Here is a 21,488-nt window from a genome sequence, read left to right on the forward strand (position 1 = left end):
CCGCATGTACGTCGGTATCGATGTGGGCACGTCCATGGTCAAGGCGGCGGCCTTCGACGCGGCGGGCCGCCAACTGGCCGTCAAGGCACGGCCGGTGGGCCTGTCGCTGCACGGCGGCGTCGTCGAGCAGGACATGGAGGAGGTGTACGCCGCGGTCGTCGGCGTGCTCGGCGCGCTGACCGCCGCGGTGGCGGAGCCGGTGGAGTTCGCCGGGCTGACCGGGCAGGGCGACGGGGTGTGGCTGGTCGACGCCGAGGGGCGGCCCGTGCGGGCGGCGGCCTCCTGGATGGACGGTCGCGCCCACGAACTGGTCGACCGGTGGCTGGCGGACGGCACGTTCGAGACGGTGTTCCGGCGGACCGGGAGCGCGCTGTTCCCCGGCTGCCCGGGTCCGCTGCTGGCCTGGCTGGACCGCCACGAGCCGAAGGCACTGGACACCGCGCGGGCCGCCCTGTACTGCAAGGACGTGGTCTTCCGGCGGCTGACCGGAGCCGGCCCGACCACGGACGTGTCGGACGCGTCCATGCCGTTCCTCGACCCGCGGACCCGCACCTACGACGACCGGGTCGTCGAACTGCTCGGGCTGAGCCACCGGCGGGGCCTGCTCGCCCCGGTCAGCGACCCGGTCGCCACGGCCGGGGCACGCGGCGAGGGCCTGCCGGCCGGCACCCTGATCGCCAACGGCCCCTACGATCTGCCCGCCTGCGCGCTGGGCGCCGGGGTGACGTCCCCGGGCGACGGGCTGCTGATCGTCGGCACCTGCCTGGCCAGCCTGGTCGCCACGACCGAACTCGACCTGACCGGCGAACCGGCCGGGCTGTACATCTCCACGGACCGGCCCGGGCACTGGCTGCGCGCCATGCCCGCGATGGTCGGCACGGCCGCGCTGGACTGGGTGCTGTCCACGACCGGTGTGCGGCACGACGAGGTGGACGGGCTGCTGGCGCAGGCCCCGCCCGGCGCGCACGGCGTACGCGTGCTGCCCTATTTCGCGCCCTCCGGGGAACGCGCCCCCTTCGTGGAGCCGCGGCTGCGCGCCGAACTCACCGGTGTGTCCCTGGAGTCGACCCGGGGTGACCTGGTCCGTGCCACCTGCGAGGGCATCGGGTACGCGGCCCGGCACTGCCTGGAGGCGGCCGGCCTGACGGGAAGCCTCGCCGTCTGCGGCGGGGGCACGCGCAGCCCCGCCTGGACGCGGCTGCTGGCGGACGTGCTCGGGCGGCCCCTGCGGGTCGTCGAGGGCGAGGTGGGGGCGCGGGGGGCGGTGCTGGCGGCGGCCGAGCGGTTCGGGGCCGGGCTGGACGCACCGGCGTGGACGAGGCCGACGGCGGTCGTCGAGCCGGACCCGGGCCGGGCCGCGTTCTACACGGAGGGCTATGCGGAGCACCTGGAGCGGCTGGCCGGGGCACGAGCCCGTGCTCGTGCCTGAACATCCCACCCACTAAGGGGAGTTGCATGCAGCTCGGACGGAGATGCCTCCTGCTCGCGGCGGCCGCGGGGACGGCCACGGCGACCGCCGGCCCCCCGGCGGCGGCCGGACCGGGTGCACGCGGCCCGGTCGTCATCGGCCACCGCGGCGCGGCCGGCTGGCGCCCGGAGCACACGGCGGTCTCGTACACCCACGCGGTGGAGACGGGCGCCGACTGGATCGAACCGGACCTGGTGCCGACGAAGGACCACGAGCTGGTGGTCCGGCACGAGAACGAGATCTCCCAGACGACCGACGTGGCCCTGCGGCCGGAGTTCGCGGACCGGCGCACGACGAAAACGGTCGACGGCCGCCAGGTCACCGGCTGGTTCACGGAGGACTTCACCCTGGCCGAGCTGAAGACGCTGCGGGCGGTGGAGCGGCTGCCGGCGGTGCGCAACCGCAACACCGTCTTCGACGGGCGTGCGCGGATCCTGACGTTCCAGGAGGTCGTGGACCTGGCGCGGCGGCTGTCGAAGGCGCACCGCCGCACGGTCGCCGTCTTCCCCGAGACCAAGCACCCCACGTACTTCCGTTCGATCGGGCTGCCGCTGGAGCCGAGGCTGGCCACGGTGATCCGCCGCAACCGGCTCGGGCCGCGCGAGTGCGTCGTGCAGTCCTTCGAGCCGACGAGCCTCAGCCTGATCGCCGCGGAACGGCTGGGCGTGCCGCTGTGGCAGGCGCTGGGGACGACGGGCGGGCCGTACGACCTGGTCTCGGCCGGTGATCCCACGACGTACCGGGACATGATGAGTCCGGCCGGGCTCGCCCGGATCGCCGCGTACGCCGACTGGATCGGGCCGGACAAGTCCTCGGTCGCCGGCACGTCGCTCGTCGCGGACGCGCACGCGGCGGGGCTGCGGATCGGGCCGTACACCTTCCGCGCGGAGAACCAGTTCCTGCCGGCCCGGTTCCGGCGCGGGAGCGGACCCAACGATTTCGGGGACGCGTTCGCGGAATACGCGCTGTACTACGACATGGGGGTCGATGCGGTCGTCACCGACTTCCCGGACCTGGCGGTCAGCGCGAGGAGGGGCTGATGTTCTTCAGGGACAAGCACTGCCCGACCTGTCCCGGCAGCGGCACACAGGTGTTCGCGCCGCTCAAGCCCGAGGAGAGGAAGGCCATCGGGACACGGCGCACGGACCTGTGGCGCTGCACCGCACCGGGCTGCCGGTGGTACCAGCCCTGGGACCACCGGGCGGCCGGGGGCCGGCTCCCGGAGGAACTGCGGAACCCGGGAGCCGACGCCTCGGCGTGAGCCTCAGAGGTTGGAGAAGTCCGGGCCCTTGGTGCGCGTGCGCTTGATCTCGTAGAAGCCCGGCACCGAGGCCACGGCGAGGGTGCCGTCCCACAGGCGGGCGGCCTCCTCGCCCTTGGGCGCCGGGGTGACGACCGGTCCGAAGAAGGCGATCTGCTCGCCGTCGGCGCCGGGCACGGCGATGACGGGCGTGCCGACGTCCTGGCCGACCTTGTCGATGCCCTCCTTGTGGGAGGCGCGCAGCTCGGCCTCGTACGGGGTGGCGTCCCAGTGCTCCATCAGGGAGTCGGGCAGGCCCACGTCCTTCAGGGCCGCGGCGACGGTCTCCTTGCCGTGGCCCTCGCCCTGGTTGTGGATGCGGGTGCCGAGCGCGGTGTAGAGGTCGCCGAGCACCTCGGCGCCGTGCTCCTGCTGGGCGGCTATGACGACCCGGACCGGGCCCCAGCCCGTCTCCAGCAGCTCGCGGTACCGCTCGGGGAGTTCGTCCAGCTTGTCCTCGTTGAGCACGGAGAGGCTCATGACATGCCAGCGGACCTTGATGTCCCTGACCTTCTCCACCTCCAGCACCCAACGGGAGGTCATCCACGCCCAGGGGCACAGCGGGTCGAACCAGAAGTCGACGGGGGTCTTGTCCGACATGTCTCTCCTCGTGAGGAAGCCGTTTTCCCGGGGAAACACCTCGGCGGTCCCCGGCCATTCCCGGCTGACCCGTGTCAGGGGCTCGTGGCAGGATCGGTGCTGTTCAGCCGTATTCCACGACGCTTGAGGAGTTCCGCCCGTGCCCGGTGAGAATCTGTCCCGCGACGAGGCCCGCGAGCGGGCCGCCCTGCTGAGCGTCGACGGGTACGAGGTGTCCCTCGACCTGCGGTCCGCGGTCGGCGAGGACAGCGGCGACGGGCCCCGCACGTTCCGCTCGGTCACGACGATCCGCTTCCGCTGCAACGAGCCCGGCGCGAGCAGCTTCGCCGATCTGATCGCCCCGAGTGTGACGTCCGTCTCGCTCAACGGCCGCGACCTGGACCCCGGGGAGGTCTTCGACGGCTGCCGGATCACGCTGGAGGACCTGGCCGCGGACAACGAGCTGGTGGTCGACGCCCGGTGCGCCTACTCCCGCACCGGCGAGGGCCTGCACCGCTTCGTCGACCCGGAGGACGGCGAGGTGTACCTGTACACGCAGTACGAGCCGGCCGACTCCCGACGTGTCTTCGCCAACTTCGAGCAGCCCGACCTCAAGGCCCCGTTCCGCTTCGAGGTGCGGGCCCCCGAGGGCTGGACGGTGTGGAGCAACGGCGCCGGTGAGCGGTCCGACGGGGTGTGGCGGTTCGCGGAGACCAAGCCGATCTCGACGTACATCACCTGCGTGGTGGCGGGCCCGTACCACCACGTGACGGACTCCTACTCCCGCACGTTCGCGGACGGCACGACGCTGGAGATCCCGCTCGGCGCCCTGTGCCGCAAGGCCCTCGCGCCCCACTTCGACGCCGACGACGTCTTCCTGGTCACCAAGCAGGGCCTGGACTTCTTCCACGACCACTTCGACTACCCGTACCCGTTCGGCAAGTACGACCAGGCGTTCGTGCCGGAGTACAACCTGGGCGCGATGGAGAACCCGGGTCTTGTGACGTTCCGGGAGGAGTTCGTCTTCCGCGGCAAGGTGACCCAGGCGTCCTACGAGGGCCGGGCCAACGTCGTGCTGCACGAGATGGCGCACATGTGGTTCGGCGACCTGGTCACCATGGAGTGGTGGGACGACCTGTGGCTGAAGGAGTCCTTCGCGGACTTCATGGGCGCGTACTCCCTGGTCGGGGCGACCCGCTTCAGCGAGGGCTGGATCACCTTCGCCAACCGCCGCAAGGCCTGGGCCTACCGCGCGGACCAGCTGCCCTCCACGCACCCGATCACGGCGGACATCCGCGACCTGCAGGACGCCAAGCTGAACTTCGACGGCATCACGTACGCCAAGGGCGCGTCGGTGCTCAAGCAGCTCGTGGCGTACGTCGGCGAGGAGGCGTTCCTGGAGGGCGCCCGGCGCTACTTCAAGCGGCACGCCTACGGCAACACGCGCCTCGGCGACCTGCTGTCGGTGCTGGAGGAGACCAGCGGCCGGGACATGAGCGCCTGGTCGCGGTCCTGGCTGGAGACGGCCGGGGTGAACGCGCTGACGCCGCAGGTGCTGCTGGACGCCGACGGCCGCGTCGAGGAGCTGGCGGTGGTGCAGGAGGCCGCCGAGTCGCACCCGGAACTGCGCCCGCACCGGGTCGCGGTGGGCCTGTACCGGGTGGCGGACGGGACGCTGGAGCGCTATGCCCGCGTGGAGACCGACGTCGACGGCGCCCGGACGGTGGTCGCGGAGCTGGCCGGCGCCGACGCCCCGGATCTGGTCCTGGTCAACGACGACGACCTGACCTACTGCAAGAGCCGCTTCGACGAGACGTCGCTGGCCACGCTGCGCGAGCACCTGGGGTCGGTCACCGACCCGCTCGCCCGCGCCCTGTGCTGGTCGGCGCTGTGGAACATGACGCGGGACGCGCTGCTGCCGGCGCGAGGGTTCGTGGACCTGGTGCTGCGGTTCGCGGGGCGCGAGTCCGAGATCGGCGTCCTGCAGATGCTGCACGCGTGGGCCGAGTCGGCGCTCACGCACTACTGCGCGCCGGCCCGGCGCGCGACGACCGCCCGGCTGCTCGCCGAGGGCGCGCGGCGCGAGCTGTACGCGGCCGAGGCCGGCAGCGAGCACCAGCTGGCGTGGGCGCGCTTCTTCGCCCGGACGGCCACCGCCGAGGCCGACTTCGACCTACTGCGCGACCTGCTGGCGGGCACGGCGACGGTCGAAGGGCTGGAACTGGACCAAGAGCTGCGGTGGGTCTTCCTGGAGCCGCTGGCCGCGCACGGGGCAGTGGACGAGAAGGCGCTGGCCGAGGAGCTGGCCCGGGACGACACGGCCTCCGGCAAGCGGCACCAGGTGCGCTGCCTGGCCGCGCGCCCCTCGGAGGCGGTCAAGGCCCAGGCGTGGGCGCAGGTCGTGGAGTCGGACGCGCTGTCCAACGCGATGGTCGAGGCGACCATCGCGGGCTTCTCCCAGGACTCCCAGCGGGAGTTGCTCGCGCCGTACGCGGAGAGGTACTTCGCGGCGGTCGAGCGGGTCTGGACCGAGCGGTCGATCCAGATCGCCATGCACGTGGTGCAGGGCCTGTTCCCGTCGCTGCAGCAGTCGAAGGAGACGCTGGACGCCGCGGACGCCTGGCTGGACGCCCACCGTGAGGCGGCCCCGGCGCTGCGCCGGCTGGTCCTGGAGTCCCGGGACGATCTGGCACGCGCGTTGCGTGGACAGGCGTGCGACCAGGCCGCTGACCAGTAGCTTTGGCCTGAGATCCGGGCGTTCCTGCTCTGTTACGAGATGCGTGCCCGATGAGCCGTAACCCCTGGTCCGCACCCGAACGGACCAGGGGGTTTCGGCATCCGAACACTCGTCCTTTAGCGCTGGGTTGTCCGCATTTGTCGACGGACCTGTAACAGCGGTTCAAGGACGCCCCTGACGCGGGAAATTGCGGGTCATGACCCAGAACACGCCGCTCTCCCCCCGCCCCCTGCACGACCTGTCCGGCGCCGGCCGGCCCCGCGTGACGACGACGGCCCGGCTCCGCTCGCACGGGGTCTCCACGGCCGAGACGAACGAGCAGTGCCGCCCCGGCGGCCCCTGGCAGCAGCTCCTGCCGGGCGTGGTCCTGCTCCACCCGGGCCCGCCGACCAGCGAGGAGCGGCTGCACGCGGCGCTGATGTACGCGGCACGGGAGCGCGGCACCGGTGTTCCGGCCCAGCCCGGCGCGAGCACGGCACACACCCCGGCCTACGCGGAGGTGATGATCACCGGGCTGGCCGCCCTCACCCTGCACGGCTTCTCCTCGACGCCCCCGCTGCCGTCCCTGGACGCGTTCGACGTCCTGGTCCCGCGCATGCGGCGGCTGCGCTCGACGGGGTGCGCGCGGATCGTGCGCACCCCCGCGCTGCCCGTCCCGGAGGAGGTCACGGGCGTACCGGTGGCCCCGGTGGCCCGGGCGCTGGCCGACGCCGTCGCCGAGCTGGCGGACGCGGGCGTGGTGCGCCGGCTGCTCACGGAGGCGGTACGCGGCGGCCACTGCGACCCGGCCTCCGTGGTGCGAGAGCTGAACCAGGCGCGGCTGCTGAGCCGCCCGCACGTGGTGGACGCGGTGGACTCGCTGCTGGCCGAGGGCCGCGCCATCGCCGAGGACCGCCTGTACCGGATGGTCCGTGAGCACGGCCTGCCCGACCCGGTCTGGAACGTGGACCTGCGCCTGCCGGGCGGCCCCTACCTCGGCGGCCTCGACGCCTACTGGCCCGACCATGCGGTGGCGGTCGAGCTGGACACCCGGGCGCCCCGGCAGGACGACGACACCCTGTGGTCGGAGTACGCCCGCAAGCGCGAGCACCTGGAGCGGCTCGGGATCACGGTCGTCCACATCATGCCCAGGAAGCTGCGCGACTGTCCGGAACAGCAGGCGACGGTGATCCGTACGGCGCTGATGGCGTCGGCCGACCGCGAAGCGGCCGCGTGTGTCGTGGTGCTGCCCCGGTAGTGACGGACCGAAGGGGAACCAGGAGGGGGGAGGAGGGGCCGCCGGGCGCACCGGCGGCCCCTTCTCGTGTCCGGGCGCCGCTTCTCGTGTCCGGACGTCAGCCCTTCTTGAGGACCAGTTCGGTGTTGCGGTCCTTCGGGTTGCCGCCGAGGGTCGTGCTCGCCCCGGGCGCGTTGAGGGACAGCTCGCGGTAGAGGGCCGCGAGGCCGGTCTGGGAGAGGTCGGAGAAGTCGGTGCGGTGCGGGGCCGAGGACTCCACCAGCGTGGTGAACAGGGAGACCGTGCCGTCCTTGTTGTCGGCCAGTTCGATCACCCGGGCGAGCTGCGGGAAGTCGACGTGGGAGGCGGTGGAGATCTCCCAGAAGGAGCGCCCGTCGGGCGCGGAGTGCGGTGTGATGACGTTCTTGTGGATGTGGCCGTTCACCCAGGCCAGCACGTTGCGGTGGCTGCCGAGCAGCGCCAGCACCTCCTGGCCGCCCAGGCGCCGCTCCCGGGGCCGGGCCGGGTCGGGGCGGGTGTTCGTCATCGTCCTGCTCGTGTGGTGGCTGAAGATCACCGCGTAGGAGTCCTTGTTCTCCCGCAGCGTCCGGTCCAGCCACCTCAGCTGGGCCGAGCCGATGGAGCCCTCGTAGTGGCCGCCCGCGTCGGTGGTGTCCAGGCTGATGCCGATGACGTCGTCGGAGATGCGGAAGGCGTAGTACTGGGTGCCCGCGTCCAGGTTGGCCGAGGAGTAGCCGTGGCCGACCGGGCCGACGCCCCGGAAGGCCGGGTCCAGGTGCGCCTCGATGTACTCGGCGGGCGTGAAGGGGGCGCGCCTCTCGTCCGGGGTGACCGAACGCATGGCGCGGGCGTGGGACTTCAGGAAGTCGTGGTAGCGCATGCCCCGGGGGTCGCGGGCCTTCTTGATGAGCGTCTGGAGCCGCTTCGCCTCCGCGGCCGGCACGTCCATCAGCTTCTTGCCGCCGACGGCCAGGTCCGTGAGGTAGGAGTCGCGGTGCGAGGCGTAGCAGCCCATCGGCAGGGAGTCGTGGTTGCCGACCGTCGAGTACCAGGGCAGGTTCAGGCCCGGGCTCTGCACCTCTCGGATGGCGGCCTGGAGGAAGCCGTCGAGGCGGGGGAAGCCGGCCTGCTTGTCGGCGTCGCGGAGTGCGGCGTCCGGCTGCCAGTACTGCTTGAGGCCGCTGTTCTGGACGCCCTCGTAGCGGCGCGGGTCGCCGGTGTTGGGCGTGATGCGCCCGCCGCTCATGACCTTCAGGAACCACTCCAGCTCGGATTTGGCGTTGTTGTCCGTGTTGTCGCCGGTGGTCATGGCGAAGTGCAGCGGGGCACCGGTGACGGGGGCGCCGCGCAGCGCGTTGATCCGTTCCACCAGGGAGATAGCGCCCTGCACGGTCAGCGCCTCGTGCGGCCGCCAGGCGTGCACGTCGGCCGAGCGCAGGTACTCCAGGCGCAGCGGGTGCTGCGCGTCGATGATGTGCAGGTCGGTGAGCTGCACGAACGCCGCGAGCGCGGTGCGGCGCCCGGCGCGGCCGGACTTGGGCGCGGCCAGCTCGGAGCGCACCACCCGCTGCCAGCCGGGCCCGTCGCCCAGGCGCCGGTACCCGGAGCCGGCGCGCGGGGTGGCGACGGACGCCACCGTCGTGCCCTTGGTGTAGGGGGCCAGGGGCGCGGCCGGGGCCTGGCGCGAGGAGGCGGCAACGGCCTCGGTGGCCTCCCTGGCGGTGGCGGCCTGGCTGTCGCTGGGCCGCAGGGCGTATCCGGCACCCGCGGACAGGGCGACCGCTCCGGTGGCGGCGAGGACGGAACGGCGGTGGATGCCCTGGCCGGAGCCGGCGACTGAGCGTGTGCGCGACATGCGCTTCTCTCCCCGAGTGCGAACGCGTCGGCAGTGGTCACGGGGCGTTCGTGACGCGAACACCCCGCTCGTACTGGATCGTTGGCAGCGGGGATGACCTGCGTGTGAACAAGGCGGCAACGCGCAGCGCCGATCACCGTACGTGGATCTTGGACTACCCGGCGCGTCGACGACCGCTCCGGGAACGGCCCGGAGCCGGTCACGCGGCGTTCACCTACCGGGGTACTCCACCTAGTCCAGGGCGCCGGCCGGCCTGCCGGTCGCCGGCCGCTCGCGCCACATGCGCAGGGCGATGTCGACCAGCGGCACCCGGACCAGGCCGGGCACCGCGTCCAGGTCCTGCCAGGCGGCGAGGTCGGTGGAGCCGTTCACCTCGTGGCGCAGTTCACCGCCGGTGACCCGGCCCTCGTAGACGAGCCGGACGGCGTGGTGGTCGACGGCGCGTCCGAACCGGTCGCGGAGGGTGCGGCGGGAGGAGTCCACGCCGAGCAGCCCGGTCACCTCGATGGTGTAGCCGGTCTCCTCCTCGACCTCGCGCCGGACGGTGTCGTAGGGATCCTCGCCGTGTTCCATGCCGCCGCCGGGCACGACCCACTCGGGGGTGCCGTCCTGGGCGGGCGAGCGGGCGAGCAGGATCCGTCCGTCACGGACGCATATGGCGTAGGCCGCCACCCTCAACTTCTGTCGCACTCCGGGACGTTAACCGATTTCACCGCCTTCGGGACTGATACCCGCAAAACGCATCGGGGGTTTTCCCCATACATCCATTTCGTTTCGGTCAACCCTCCCCAAAGAACTTCCCCTTGCGTAAGGCTGTGCGATCGTCCGGGCTTGCCGTTCCGGGCCGTGGCGACCAGGGCCGATCGGCCCCGGTCGTTCCCGCTCGTTCCTTTACCTCCAAGGGATGCCGATGACCCTCACCCCCCAGCGTGACCCGATATCGGGCCGGAGACGCGTGGCGCGCATCGCCGTGGCCGCCGGACTCGTCGCCGCGCTCTCCGCGGCCGGGCCGGTCCCCCTGGTCCTCGCCGCGGACGGCCCCGGCGCCGCCGCCCCGGCCGACCGGGACGTCAAGTCCGCGCACCACAAGCTCGGTTCGGACGACGCGGACCTGCTCGCCGAGGCCAAGGCCGACGGCGACAAGAACGTCACGATGATGATCGCCACCGCGCCCGGGCAGACCGAGCAGGTCTCCGGGCAGCTGGACGCGGTCAAGGGCGGCTCGGTGGGCCGGGCCGACGACAAGCTGGGCTACGTCCGCGCCACCGTCCCGACGGCCAGGGCCGACTCGGCGATCGCGGCCGCCGCCAAGCTGTCCTCCGTGCACGGCATCGACCTGCGCGAGGAGATCCCGCTGGACGACCCGACGCCGAGCGCGGACGCCGCCAAGGGCGCCAAGGCCACGGCGACGTACCCGGCCCCGGGCAAGCGGACCCCGGCGGAGAACCCGTACAACCCGTCCTTCGAGACGGGCGCGGTCGACTTCGTCGAGGACCACCCGAAGGCGGACGGCCGCGGCATCACCATCGGCATCCTGGACTCCGGCGTGGACCTCGGCCACCCGGCCCTGCAGAAGACCACGACCGGTGAGCGGAAGATCGTCGACTGGGTGACGGCGACCGACCCGATCATCGACAACGACAACACCTGGCGCCCGATGGTCACGGCCGTGTCCGGCCCGGCCTTCACCTACCAGGGCCAGTCGTACAAGGCCCCGGCGGGCTCCTACGCCGTCAGCCTGTTCAAGGAGTCGTACACCACCGGGGGCGACGCGGCGGGCGACGCCAACCGCGACGGCGACACCACCGACGTCTGGGGCGTGCTCTACGACGCGGCGGCCGGCACGGTCCGGGTCGACCTGAACAACAACAACGACTTCGGCGACGACGCCCCGATGAAGCCGTACAAGGACGGCCACCAGATCGGGTACTTCGGCACCGACGACCCGGCCACCGACATCGCCGAGCGGCAGCCGTTCGTCGTGGAGGTCCGCAAGGACGTCCCGATGGACCCGCTGGGCGGTTCCTGGGTCGGCAAGAAGTCCGACTTCGTCAACATCGGCGTCATCGAGTCCGAGCACGGCACGCACGTCGCCGGCATCACCGCCGCCAACGGCCTGTTCGGCGGCAAGATGGACGGCGCGGCGCCCGGCGCCAAGCTGGTCTCCTCGCGCGCCTGCACCTGGTCCGGCGGCTGCACCAACGTGGCGCTGACCGAGGGCATGATCGACCTCGTCACCAAGCGCGGTGTCGACATCGTCAACATGTCCATCGGCGGCCTGCCGGCGCTGAACGACGGCAACAACGCGCGCGCCGAGCTGTACACCCGGCTCATCGACACCTACGGCGTGCAGCTGGTGATCTCCGCTGGCAACTCCGGCCCTGGCGCCAACACCATCGGCGACCCGGCCCTGGCCGACAAGGTCATCTCGGTCGGCGCGTCCGTCTCCAAGGAGACCTGGGCCGCCAACTACGGCTCGGTCGTGCAGAAGAAGTACGCGATGATGCCGTTCTCCTCGCGCGGCCCGCGTGAGGACGGCGGCTTCACCCCGACCCTGGTCGCCCCGGGTGCCGCGATCAACACCATCCAGACCTGGATGCCGGGCGCCCCGGTCGCCGAGGCGGGCTACTCCCTGCCGGCCGGCTACGGCATGCTGCAGGGCACCTCGATGGCCTCCCCGCAGGCCGCCGGTGCCGCCGCGCTGCTGCTGTCCGCCGCGAAGCAGAAGAGCATCGACCTCACCCCGGCCACCCTGCGCACGGCCCTCACCTCGACCGCCGACCACATCAAGGGTGTGCAGGCGTACGAGGAGGGCGCGGGCCTGATGAACATCGAGGACGCCTGGGACGCGATTCGTGACGGCGCCACCTCGCACTCCTACACGGTCAAGGCCCCGGTGGACACCGCGATCGACCAGTTCCTGAAGACTCCCGGTTACGGCACAGGCCTGTACGACCGCGAGGGCGGCCTGAAGGCGGGTCAGAAGAAGACCTACGAGATCACCCTCACCCGCACATCCGGCGCCGACAAGGCGATCCGGCACGAGCTGCACTTCGAGAACAACGCGGGCGGCACGTTCCGCATCGTCGGCTCCGACGAGGTGAGGCTGCCGCTGAACCAGCCGGTGACCGTCAAGGTCCAGGCCGCGCCGAAGTCCGCGGGCATCAAGAGCGCGATCCTGGAGGTCGACGACCCGCGCACCGAGGGCATCGACAAGCAGGTCCTGCACACCGTGGTCGTCTCGCAGCCGCTGAAGTACACCTTCTCCGCGGCCGGCACGGTGCAGCGCAACAGCTCGCAGCACTACTTCGTCACCGTCCCCGAGGGCGCCAAGACCCTCGAGGTCGCGATGAGCGGTCTGAAGGACAAGAGCCAGACCCGCTTCATCTCCATCCACCCGTACGGCGTCCCGGCCGACCCGACGTCGACGATCAACTGCTACCCGAACTACTCGAACCCGGCCAACACCTGCCGCCCCGACCTGCGCTCGTACACGGACCCGCAGCCGGGCGTCTGGGAGATCGAGGTCGAGTCGCGCCGTACGTCGCCGCTGCTGGACAACCCGTACAAGCTGGACGTCGCCGTCCTCGGCGCGGCCTTCGAGCCGGAGACCGTGACCGTGCCCGAGGCGAAGGTCGGCACCCCGGCCACCGCCTCCTGGAAGGTGACCAACGGTTTCGCGGCGATCGACGGCAAGCTGGCCGGCGGCCCGCTGGGCTCGGCCAAGACGACCCGCCCGTCGATCAAGCAGGGTGAGACGCAGACCACCACGGTCGAGGTGCCCGCGGGCGCCAAGTCCCTGGACGTCGTCATCGGCAACGTCTCGGACGCCGCCGCCGACCTGGACCTGGCGGTCTACGACGCGGCCGGCAAGCAGGTCGGCAGCTCCGCCGACGGCGACTCGGAGGAGTCGGTCTCCGTACCCTCCCCGGCCGCCGGCACCTACACGATCGAGGTCGTCGGCTACGGCGTGCCGTCCGGCACCACCGCCTACGACTACCAGGACGTGTTCTTCTCCGCCTCCCTCGGCAGCGTGAGCGTCGACGGTTCCGCGGTGAAGCTCGGCACGGGTGACTCGGCGACGGTCTCGGGCAGCGTCACCGCCGCGGCGGCCGCTCCCGAGGGCCGTGAGTTCTTCGGCCAGGTCCAGCTGGTCAACGCCCGCGGCACGGTCGCGGGCCTGGGCAGCGTGAAGATCGAGAAGGTCGTGCCGTAACCCTCGGGACGACAGGCGAGGGGCGGGTGTCCGGAAGGACACCCGCCCCTTTCCCGTGCGCCGCTCACTCCTCGCAGGTGGTCCGCTCCGCCGACGGCAGCGCCGGGACGATCCAGGCCCGCTCGCGTGCGATCCGCTTCTCGCCGTGCGCCCAGAGGTCCGGGGTCGCGGCGCCGGGCCGGATGCCGACCAGCAGGTGGTCGCCCTCGGCCGGCAGGAGCCAGGAGCCCTTCGTCACGACGAAGGTGATCTCGTCCTCGCTCCGGGCGGGCTTGTAGGAGCGCGTCACGTCGAGGGTGACGCGGTCCTCGTCGCCCTCCGGCACAGGCGTCACGGAGTCGACCGTGCCCTCGACGACCAGCTCGGCGCAGGCCAGATAGGCGGCGCCGCGCGGGGAGGCGGCCTTGTCCGCCGAGTTCCCGCTCTCACCGCTCGCCGCGGAGGTATCGGCCGAACTTCCCTCGTGCGAGGCGAGCCGGCCCAGGCCCACCGTCGCGCCGGCGAGAACGGCCGCGACGGCCATGCCGAGGACGGTGGCCCTGATCCCCGGATGCCGGGACCACGTCCCGGCCCCTCCCGCGGTCCGTGGACCCGCGCCGCCCACACGCCCCGGCCCCTGCCCGGCGCCCCGCGGGCCGCGCCCGGTGACGCCCCGCAGGGGCCACGGGCGGCGGCGCGCCGCGCGCGGTGACCCGGCCAGACGCGTCGCCTCCCCCGGATCCGCCAGCGCGTCCCCGATGAGGCCCAGCTGCTCGCGCAACAGGGCCACGTCCGCCCGGGCCGCGCGGTGCTCCGCCCGGGCACCGGCGTCGGCGTCCTCCCGCAGCGGCTCGCCCGTGATGGCGGCCATCAGCGGGTCCCTGTCCGCACCGCCCGCCTCGCTGTCGTACCGGGACACGTCACACCACCTCGTCCTCGTGCAGGCGGGCGCGCAGGGCACGTACCGCCGTGTGCAGCCGGCTCTTGACCGTGCCCTCCGGGACGCCGAGCTGCTCGGCGATGGTGCGGACCGGCAGGTCGGCGTAGAAGCGCAAGACGACGACCTGCCGCTGGGCGGCCGGCAGCTCGTCCAGGCCCTGCGCGACCGCGACGGACAGCACGCTGGTGTCCTCCCCGGAGGGATGTTCGAGCTGCCGCAGCGCGGCCAGCCGCTCCCCGAGCCGCTCCTGGCGGCGCTTGGCCCGGTGCCAGTCCATGGCCAGGTTGGAGGCGACGACCGCCGCCCACGCCGAGACGTCCCGCGGCGCCTCCCGGCCACTGGCCGCCCGCTCCAGCAGCCGCAGGCGGACCTGCTGCACCCCGTCCGGCAGGTCCGCCTGCGGCACTCCCCCGAGCGCGAGCACCGCCCGCACCCGGCGTTGCTGCGCCGCGTCCAGCGGATCGGCCTCGCCCGGCGGATCGTCCCCGGCGTGCCCCTCCCGGCCGCGCCGGTCCCTTCCGCGCAGCAGCACAAGCCACCCCCCTCACCGTGTTTGTCCTACGACGCAGGATCGGTCCGGAACGTTCGGCCGTGCGCGCGTGAGTTTCCGCCGCAGCGGCCGAGGCATACGTCACACTCCCGTGTGGCCGGAACCGGCATGGGCAGGCGAGCTTGCGGCGCACGCCCCCCGCGGGATGAATTCCTGCAGTTCAGCGGGGTCGACACCGCAGGTCCGCAACCATCGGGCGGGACGGCCCGTCCCACTCCCCGGGCAGACCGGGCAAAGAAGTGGACAGACGGGGCGTGGTCGGCCGCATGATGGAAAAGCCTCGGCCAAGCAACGAGCACGTGAAGAGACGCAGGAGAGGGAGTCACCGTGAGGGTCGGAATCGTCGGAGCCACCGGACAGGTGGGCACGGTCATGCGCAGGATCCTCACGGAGCGGAACTTCCCGGTCACCGAGCTGCGCCTGTTCGCCTCGGCCCGCTCGGCGGGCACGGAGCTGGACGGCGTGACGGTGGAGGACGCGGCGACCGCCGACTACACCGGCCTGGACATCGTGCTGTTCTCCGCGGGCGGTGCCACCTCCCGGGCGCTGGCCGAGAAGGTCGCCTCCCAGGGCGCCGTCGTGATCGACAACTCCTCCGCCTGGCGCAAGGACCCCGAGGTCCCGCTGGTCGTCTCCGAGGTCAACCCGCACGCGATCGCGAACCGCCCCAAGGGCATCATCGCCAACCCGAACTGCACGACGATGGCCGCGATGCCGGTCCTGCGTCCGCTGCACGCCGAGGCGGGCCTTCAGGCCCTGGTCGTCGCCACGTACCAGGCGGTATCGGGTTCCGGTCTCGCGGGCGTCGCCGAGCTGCACGGCCAGGTGCAGAAGGTCGCCGCCGAGGCCGACAAGCTCACCCACGACGGTGAGGCGGTCGACTTCCCGGAGCCCGGTGTCTACAAGCGTCCCATCGCGTTCAACGTGCTGCCGCTGGCCGGTTCGATCGTCGACGACGGCCTGAACGAGACCGACGAGGAGCAGAAGCTCCGCAACGAGTCCCGCAAGATCCTGGAGATCCCCGAGCTGAAGGTCTCCGGCACCTGCGTGCGCGTGCCGGTCTTCTCCGGCCACTCCCTCCAGGTCAACGCTCGCTTCGCCCGCCCGATCACCCCCGAGCGCGCGACGGAGCTGCTGAAGCACGCCCCCGGCGTCGAGCTCTCCGACATCCCCACCCCGCTGCAGGCCGCCGGCAAGGACCCGTCCTACGTCGGCCGCATCCGCGGCGACGAGACGGTGGAGCACGGCCTGTCCTTCTTCGTCTCCAACGACAACCTCCGCAAGGGCGCGGCACTGAACGCCGTACAGATCGCGGAGCTGGTGGCCCAGGAGCTGTCCGCCCGGTAGGGCGACGGCGCCGCACGCGCAGCGGGGCGGTCACCTCCAGCCGGGGGTGACCGCCCCGAGCGCTGTCCGGGGCCCGCCCCGTCAGGGCCGGCGCACCTCGTACAGGAAGCAGCCGTACTCCACCGCCCTGACGTGGACGAGCGCCACGGCCGGGTCCGCGAAGGCCTCGGCGAAGGCCTGCCGGAACGCGGCGGGCTCCTCGACCAGCCGTCCGCCCAGGATGCGCCCGTCGGCGGAGTGGCGGCGGACCGTGCGGTGGCTGTTGGTGAAGGGCAGGGCTTCACCGAGGTACCCCTCGCAGGGCTCGGCGTGGATGAAGACCGGGCCCTGTTCGTCGTCGTACGGCCCCGGATCCGCCCCGGTCGCGGACGCCCAGCGGCGCAGCGGCGCGTAGGACACCAGGGCGATGCGTTCGCCGGGCGCGCTGCGGCGCAGGCAGCAGCGGAGCGGGGCGCCGCCCTCCGGGTCGGTGAACCCGGCGGTGGGACGGCCCGCGTCGTCGGCCGTGCGCAGTTCCTCCAGGGCCAGGGGGTCGATGGGGCGCGCGGTGTACGTCGTCGTCATGGTTCCCAGGCTCGTGCGCGCGGGGCGGGGTCACCGGCGGTTTCCGGACGTCGCGTCTGCCGGGGCCGGCCGCCGCCAGAGGGGTATCCCTACCGATGGCCCCGGTCGTCGCCTGACGCCGAGCCGCCGTGGAAAGATGACGCAACCCACCCATAACGAGGAGATGACCGCGTGCCTGGCACAAACCTGACCCGCGAAGAGGCGCAGCAGCGGGCGCAGCTGCTCGCCGTTGACTCGTACGAGATCGAACTCGACCTCTCCGGCGCGCAGGAGGGCGGCACCTACCGGTCCGCGACCACGGTGCGCTTCGACGTCGACGCCGACAACGGCGCGGAGTCGTTCATCGACCTGGTCGCCCCGGCCGTGCACGAGGTGACGCTGAACGGGGACTCGCTCGACCCCACCGAGGTCTTCGCGGACTCCCGGATCGCCCTGCCCGGCCTGCTCCGGGGCCGCAACATCCTCCGGGTGGTCGCCGACTGCGCCTACACCAACACCGGTGAGGGCCTGCACCGTTTCGTCGACCCGGTCGACGACCAGGCCTATCTCTACACCCAGTTCGAGGTGCCGGACGCCCGCCGGGTGTTCGCGAGCTTCGAGCAGCCCGACCTCAAGGCGACCTTCCAGTTCACCGTGAAGGCGCCGGAGGGCTGGACCGTCGTCTCCAACTCGCCGACGCCCGAGCCGCAGGACAACGTCTGGGTCTTCGAGCCGACGCCGCGCATCTCGACGTACATCACGGCGCTGATCGCCGGCCCGTACCACTCGGTGCACAGCGTGTACGAGAAGGACGGCCAGTCCGTCCCGCTCGGCATCTACTGCCGCCCCTCGCTCGCCGAGTACCTCGACTCGGACGCCATCTTCGAGGTGACCCGGCAGGGCTTCGAGTGGTTCCAGGAGAAGTTCGACTACGCGTACCCGTTCGAGAAGTACGACCAGCTGTTCGTGCCGGAGTTCAACGCGGGCGCGATGGAGAACGCGGGCGCGGTGACCATCCGCGACCAGTACGTGTTCCGCTCGAAGGTGACGGACGCGGCGTACGAGACGCGCGCGGAGACCATCCTGCACGAGCTGGCCCACATGTGGTTCGGCGACCTCGTGACCATGGAGTGGTGGAACGACCTGTGGCTGAACGAGTCGTTCGCCACCTACACCTCCATCGCCTGCCAGGCCGCCGCGCCCGGCTCGCGCTGGCCGCACTCGTGGACGACGTTCGCCAACTCCATGAAGACCTGGGCGTACCGGCAGGACCAGCTGCCCTCGACGCACCCGATCATGGCGGACATCCGCGACCTGGACGACGTGCTCGTCAACTTCGACGGCATCACGTACGCCAAGGGTGCCTCCGTGCTGAAGCAGCTCGTCGCCTACGTGGGTGAGGACGAGTTCTTCCGGGGCGTGCAGGCGTACTTCAAGGCGCACGCCTTCGGCAACACGCGTCTGTCGGACCTGCTGGGGGCGCTGGAGGAGACCTCCGGCCGCGATCTGAAGACCTGGTCGAAGAAGTGGCTGGAGACGGCCGGGATCAACGTCCTGCGCCCGGAGATCGAGACGGACGCCGACGGCGTGATCACCTCGTTCGCCGTCCGCCAGGAGGCCCCGGCGCTGCCGTCCGGCGCCAAGGGCGAGCCGACGCTGCGCCCGCACCGGATCGCCGTGGGCCTGTACGAGCTGGACGACGACAGTGGCAAGCTGGTCCGCGACGAGCGCATCGAGCTGGACGTCGACGGTGAACTGACCGCCGTCGCGCAGCTGGTCGGCCGTCGCCGCCCGGCCGTCATCCTGCTCAACGACGACGACCTGTCGTACGCGAAGGTCCGCCTGGACGAGCGGTCCCTGGCCGTGGTCACCGAGCACCTGGGCGACTTCGAGTCCTCCCTGCCGCGCGCCCTGTGCTGGGCGTCGGCCTGGGACATGACCCGGGACGCCCAGCTGGCGGCCCGCGACTACCTGTCGCTGGTGCTGTCCGGCATCGGCAAGGAGTCCGACATCGGTGTCGTGCAGTCGCTCCAGCGGCAGGTGAAGCTGGCCATCGACCTGTACGCCGACCCGGCCGCCCGCGAGACGCTGCTGGCCCGCTGGACCGACGCGACGCTGGCCCACCTGCGGTCGGCCGCGCCCGGCAGCGACCACCAGCTGGCCTGGGCGCGCGCGTTCGCCGCGACGGCCCGCACGCCGGAGCAGCTGGACCTGCTGGACGCGTTGCTGGACGGCTCGCAGACCATCGAGGGCCTGGTCGTCGACACGGAGCTGCGCTGGGCGTTCGTGCAGCGGCTGGCCGCGGTCGGCCGGTTCGACGAGGCGGAGATCGCGGCCGAGTACGAGCGCGACCGTACGGCGGCCGGTGAGCGGCACGCCGCCACGGCCCGGGCCGCCCGGCCGACCCCGGAGGCGAAGGCGGAGGCGTGGGCGTCGGTCATCGACTCCGACAAGCTGCCGAACGCCGTGCAGGAGGCGGTGATCGGCGGTTTCGTCCAGACCGACCAGCGTGAGCTGCTCGCCTCGTACGCGGACCGGTACTTCGAGGTGGTCAAGGACATCTGGGAGTCCCGCTCCCACGAGATGGCCCAGCAGATCGCGATCGGCCTCTACCCGACCGTGCAGGTCTCCCAGGAGACCCTGGACAGGACGGACGCGTGGCTGTCCTCCGCCGAACCGAACGCGGCCCTGCGCCGCCTGGTCTCGGAGTCCCGCGCGGGCGTCGAACGCGCCCTGCGCGCCCAGCGCGCGGACGCGGCGGCGGCCGGGCAGTAGCGGCTCCGGCGACACCAGCAGCACCAGCACCAGCACCACCAGCACCAAGGAGGGGCGCCCGGCCTGTGCCGGGCGCCCCTTCGGCCGTCGTACGCCGCGTCTCCCGAGCACGCCCCGGGCCCGACCCGATGCCCCACTTCCCCACCCACCCGGCCGACACCCACGCCGACGCCCCGCTACCCACCCGGCTGACCCGGGCCGACGCCCCGCTCACCACCCCGCCGACACCCACGCCGACGCCCCGCTACCCACCCGGGCCGACCCGGGCGACGCCCCCGCTCCGCTACCGCCGCACCGCGCCGTCCGCCCCGGCCGCCACGCCCCGGCACTCCGCCTCGGCCGGACCGTCCTGGGCCTTCGCTGCGATGGTCCCCCGGGTGCCCGGGCCGCCCCGCCCGGCGAACTGCCCCGCCACCGTCGCCCCGAGCGCCAGTGCCATGCCCACCAGCTGCACCGGCGTCAGCTCCTGCCCGAGCGCCGCCCAGCCGACGACGGCCGCGGTCAGCGGGGAGAGCGGCCCGAGGAAGGTGACCTGCGTGGCGGTCATGCGGCCGATGCCGCGGAACCACAGCCAGTACGCGACCGCCGTGTTGGCGAGGGCGAGGTAGAGGTAGCCGCCGGCCGCCCGGCCGTCCAGGGCCGGCGGCGCGCCCTCCACCAGGAAGGCGAGCGGCGCGATGAGCAGACCGCCCGCGGTCAGCTGCCAGCCGGTGAGCGCCAGCGGCCCGACCCCGGCGGGACGCCCCCAGCGCTGGGTGAGGACCGTTCCGGCGGACATGGAGAGCGTGGCGGCAAGGGCCGCCAGCAGGCCGAGCGCGTCCAGGGCCCCGGCCGCGCGCAGCACGACGAGGCTCACGCCGAACGCGGCCACGGCTGCGGTGAGCAGCGTGCGCCGGGTCGGCCGCTGCCCGAGCAGCAGCGCCGAGAGCCCGGCGACGAACAGCGGACCCGCCGAGCCGACGACCGCCGCCATGCCGCCGGGCAGCCGGTACGCGGAGAGGAACAGCAGCGGGAAGAAGGCGCCGATGTTCAGCGCGCCGAGCACCGCCGCCTTCCCCCACCAGGTCCCGCGCGGCAGCGTCCGGGCGAGGGCGAGCAGCAGCAGACCGGCGGGCAGGGCGCGCATCAGGCCGGTGAACAGGGGGCGGTCGGCCGGGAGGAACTCGGTGGTGACCGCGTAGGTGGTGCCCCAGGAGATGGGCGCCAGGGCGGTGAGGGCGATGAGAGCCGGGCGGGAGACGGCCATGCGAGGCACCCTTCCAAGTAGGTCGGTAGAAATTAGCTTAGCCGTAAGCTACTTTCCGTCAAGCTACTTTCTTGCGGGTGACCGAGAGGGAGCCGATACTCGTGCCATGAGCGAACGCCCCCCGCAGCGCAGGGACCCCGTCGACGCGATCATCGAGCAGTGGGCGCGGGTGCGGCCCGACCTCGACACCACCGCCATGGAGGTCTTCGGCCGGATCAACCGGATCGCGCACGCGATGGGGGAACGGGCCACGAAGGTCTACGCGACGTTCGGTATCTCCCGCGGGGAGTTCGACGTCCTGGCCGCCCTGCGCCGCTCCGGGGAGCCCTACACGCTCTCGCCGCGGCAGCTCTCGGCGACGCTGATGCTCACCACCGGCGGCATGACGGGCCGGCTCGACAAGCTGGAGCGGGCGGGACTGCTGCGCCGCTCCCCCGACCCGCACGACCGGCGCGGGCTGCGCGTGACGCTCACCGACCAGGGCCTCGCGCTGGTCGACGAGGCGGTCGGGGCGGGTCTCGCGGTGCAGACGGAGGCGCTGTCCGCGCTCGACGCCGAGCAGGCCGGAGCCCTGGCCGGCCTGCTGCGCGAGCTGCTGTCGGGGGCGGACCGCCCCTGACACCGATGCTCCGTCATGCAGGCCCGTGCGGCGAGCGTCAGCGGCTACGACGACCGGGCGGAGCTCGTACTCGAGGACGGGCGCACACTGAGCGCAC

Annotated in this window: 16 protein-coding genes; 9 read left to right on the forward strand and 7 right to left on the reverse strand. The window is 72.5% G+C overall.

Going from position 1 to position 21,488, the window contains the following annotated elements; translation table 11 throughout:
- Positions 1-4: 4 nt before the first annotated feature.
- The 3 genes from ABTZ58_RS35625 to ABTZ58_RS35635 are packed head-to-tail and all read left to right on the forward strand — an operon-like array spanning position 5 to position 2,729.
- On the forward strand, positions 5-1,429 hold the full coding sequence (locus ABTZ58_RS35625; RefSeq protein WP_351366208.1) for an FGGY family carbohydrate kinase: 1,425 nt from the start codon (positions 5-7) through the stop codon (positions 1,427-1,429).
- Between the two features lie 26 nt (positions 1,430-1,455).
- Positions 1,456-2,508, forward strand: a complete 1,053-nt coding sequence (locus tag ABTZ58_RS35630; RefSeq protein ID WP_351366211.1) for a glycerophosphodiester phosphodiesterase family protein — start codon at positions 1,456-1,458, stop codon at positions 2,506-2,508.
- Positions 2,508-2,729, forward strand: coding sequence for a hypothetical protein (locus tag ABTZ58_RS35635; RefSeq protein WP_351366214.1), 222 nt, complete (start codon positions 2,508-2,510; stop codon positions 2,727-2,729). Before ABTZ58_RS35630 ends, ABTZ58_RS35635 begins: the two co-directional genes overlap by 1 nt.
- Positions 2,730-2,732: 3 nt before the next feature.
- Here the strand turns inward: ABTZ58_RS35635 and ABTZ58_RS35640 are convergent, their stop codons facing one another.
- On the reverse strand, positions 2,733-3,368 hold the full coding sequence (locus ABTZ58_RS35640) for a mycothiol-dependent nitroreductase Rv2466c family protein (protein ID WP_309093863.1): 636 nt from the start codon (positions 3,366-3,368) through the stop codon (positions 2,733-2,735).
- A gap of 139 nt (positions 3,369-3,507) precedes the next feature.
- On the opposite strand from ABTZ58_RS35640, the gene pepN (ABTZ58_RS35645) reads away from it, so the two are divergent.
- Together pepN (ABTZ58_RS35645) and ABTZ58_RS35650 are read left to right on the forward strand one after the other, a co-directional pair.
- Positions 3,508-6,084 carry an aminopeptidase N gene (gene pepN, locus ABTZ58_RS35645; protein WP_351366218.1) on the forward strand — a complete coding sequence of 859 codons (2,577 nt, stop codon included), beginning with the start codon at positions 3,508-3,510 and terminating at the stop codon, positions 6,082-6,084.
- A 196-nt stretch (positions 6,085-6,280) separates the two neighbouring features.
- Positions 6,281-7,321 (forward strand): hypothetical protein, encoded by a 1,041-nt coding sequence (locus ABTZ58_RS35650; RefSeq protein ID WP_351366221.1) that lies wholly within the window; start codon positions 6,281-6,283, stop codon positions 7,319-7,321.
- Between the two features lie 97 nt (positions 7,322-7,418).
- On the opposite strand, the gene ABTZ58_RS35655 is transcribed toward ABTZ58_RS35650, so the two are convergent.
- Both ABTZ58_RS35655 and ABTZ58_RS35660 read right to left on the reverse strand, forming a co-directional pair.
- Positions 7,419-9,176, reverse strand: a complete 1,758-nt coding sequence (locus ABTZ58_RS35655) for a TIGR03767 family metallophosphoesterase (protein WP_351366224.1) — start codon at positions 9,174-9,176, stop codon at positions 7,419-7,421.
- 231 nt (positions 9,177-9,407) lie between these two features.
- A complete protein-coding gene (locus tag ABTZ58_RS35660; protein WP_351366227.1) occupies positions 9,408-9,866 on the reverse strand; it encodes an NUDIX hydrolase in 459 nt (152 codons plus the stop codon).
- A gap of 220 nt (positions 9,867-10,086) precedes the next feature.
- Between ABTZ58_RS35660 and ABTZ58_RS35665 the strand changes: the two genes are divergently transcribed.
- Positions 10,087-13,392, forward strand: coding sequence for a S8 family serine peptidase (locus ABTZ58_RS35665; RefSeq protein WP_351366230.1), 3,306 nt, complete (start codon positions 10,087-10,089; stop codon positions 13,390-13,392).
- Between the two features lie 64 nt (positions 13,393-13,456).
- Here the strand turns inward: ABTZ58_RS35665 and ABTZ58_RS35670 are convergent, their stop codons facing one another.
- Both ABTZ58_RS35670 and ABTZ58_RS35675 read right to left on the reverse strand, forming a co-directional pair.
- A complete protein-coding gene (locus tag ABTZ58_RS35670) occupies positions 13,457-14,290 on the reverse strand; it encodes a hypothetical protein (RefSeq protein WP_351366232.1) in 834 nt (277 codons plus the stop codon).
- A gap of 1 nt (position 14,291) precedes the next feature.
- A complete protein-coding gene (locus ABTZ58_RS35675) occupies positions 14,292-14,840 on the reverse strand; it encodes an RNA polymerase sigma factor (protein WP_351366250.1) in 549 nt (182 codons plus the stop codon).
- 348 nt (positions 14,841-15,188) lie between these two features.
- On the opposite strand from ABTZ58_RS35675, the gene ABTZ58_RS35680 reads away from it, so the two are divergent.
- Positions 15,189-16,208 carry an aspartate-semialdehyde dehydrogenase gene (locus ABTZ58_RS35680; RefSeq protein WP_351366235.1) on the forward strand — a complete coding sequence of 340 codons (1,020 nt, stop codon included), beginning with the start codon at positions 15,189-15,191 and terminating at the stop codon, positions 16,206-16,208.
- A gap of 81 nt (positions 16,209-16,289) precedes the next feature.
- On the opposite strand, the gene ABTZ58_RS35685 is transcribed toward ABTZ58_RS35680, so the two are convergent.
- The gene (locus tag ABTZ58_RS35685) at positions 16,290-16,772 is read right to left on the reverse strand and encodes a DUF1203 domain-containing protein (protein WP_351366238.1); all 483 of its coding nucleotides are present in this window, start codon (positions 16,770-16,772) and stop codon (positions 16,290-16,292) included.
- A gap of 171 nt (positions 16,773-16,943) precedes the next feature.
- Here ABTZ58_RS35685 and pepN (ABTZ58_RS35690) point away from each other — a divergent pair, with 171 nt between their 5' ends.
- A complete protein-coding gene (gene pepN, locus ABTZ58_RS35690) occupies positions 16,944-19,526 on the forward strand; it encodes an aminopeptidase N (protein WP_351366241.1) in 2,583 nt (860 codons plus the stop codon).
- Positions 19,527-19,809: 283 nt separating this feature from the next.
- Here pepN (ABTZ58_RS35690) and ABTZ58_RS35695 read toward each other — a convergent pair whose 3' ends face one another.
- Positions 19,810-20,772: an EamA family transporter gene (locus ABTZ58_RS35695; RefSeq protein ID WP_351366244.1), complete on the reverse strand. Its 963-nt coding sequence runs from the start codon at positions 20,770-20,772 to the stop codon at positions 19,810-19,812.
- A 106-nt stretch (positions 20,773-20,878) separates the two neighbouring features.
- On the opposite strand from ABTZ58_RS35695, the gene ABTZ58_RS35700 reads away from it, so the two are divergent.
- Positions 20,879-21,391, forward strand: a complete 513-nt coding sequence (locus ABTZ58_RS35700) for a MarR family winged helix-turn-helix transcriptional regulator (RefSeq protein ID WP_351366247.1) — start codon at positions 20,879-20,881, stop codon at positions 21,389-21,391.
- Positions 21,392-21,488: the final 97 nt, after the last annotated feature.

The organism is Streptomyces sp. NPDC094143, from assembly GCF_040303825.1.
Taxonomy (GTDB): Bacteria; Actinomycetota; Actinomycetes; order Streptomycetales; family Streptomycetaceae; genus Streptomyces.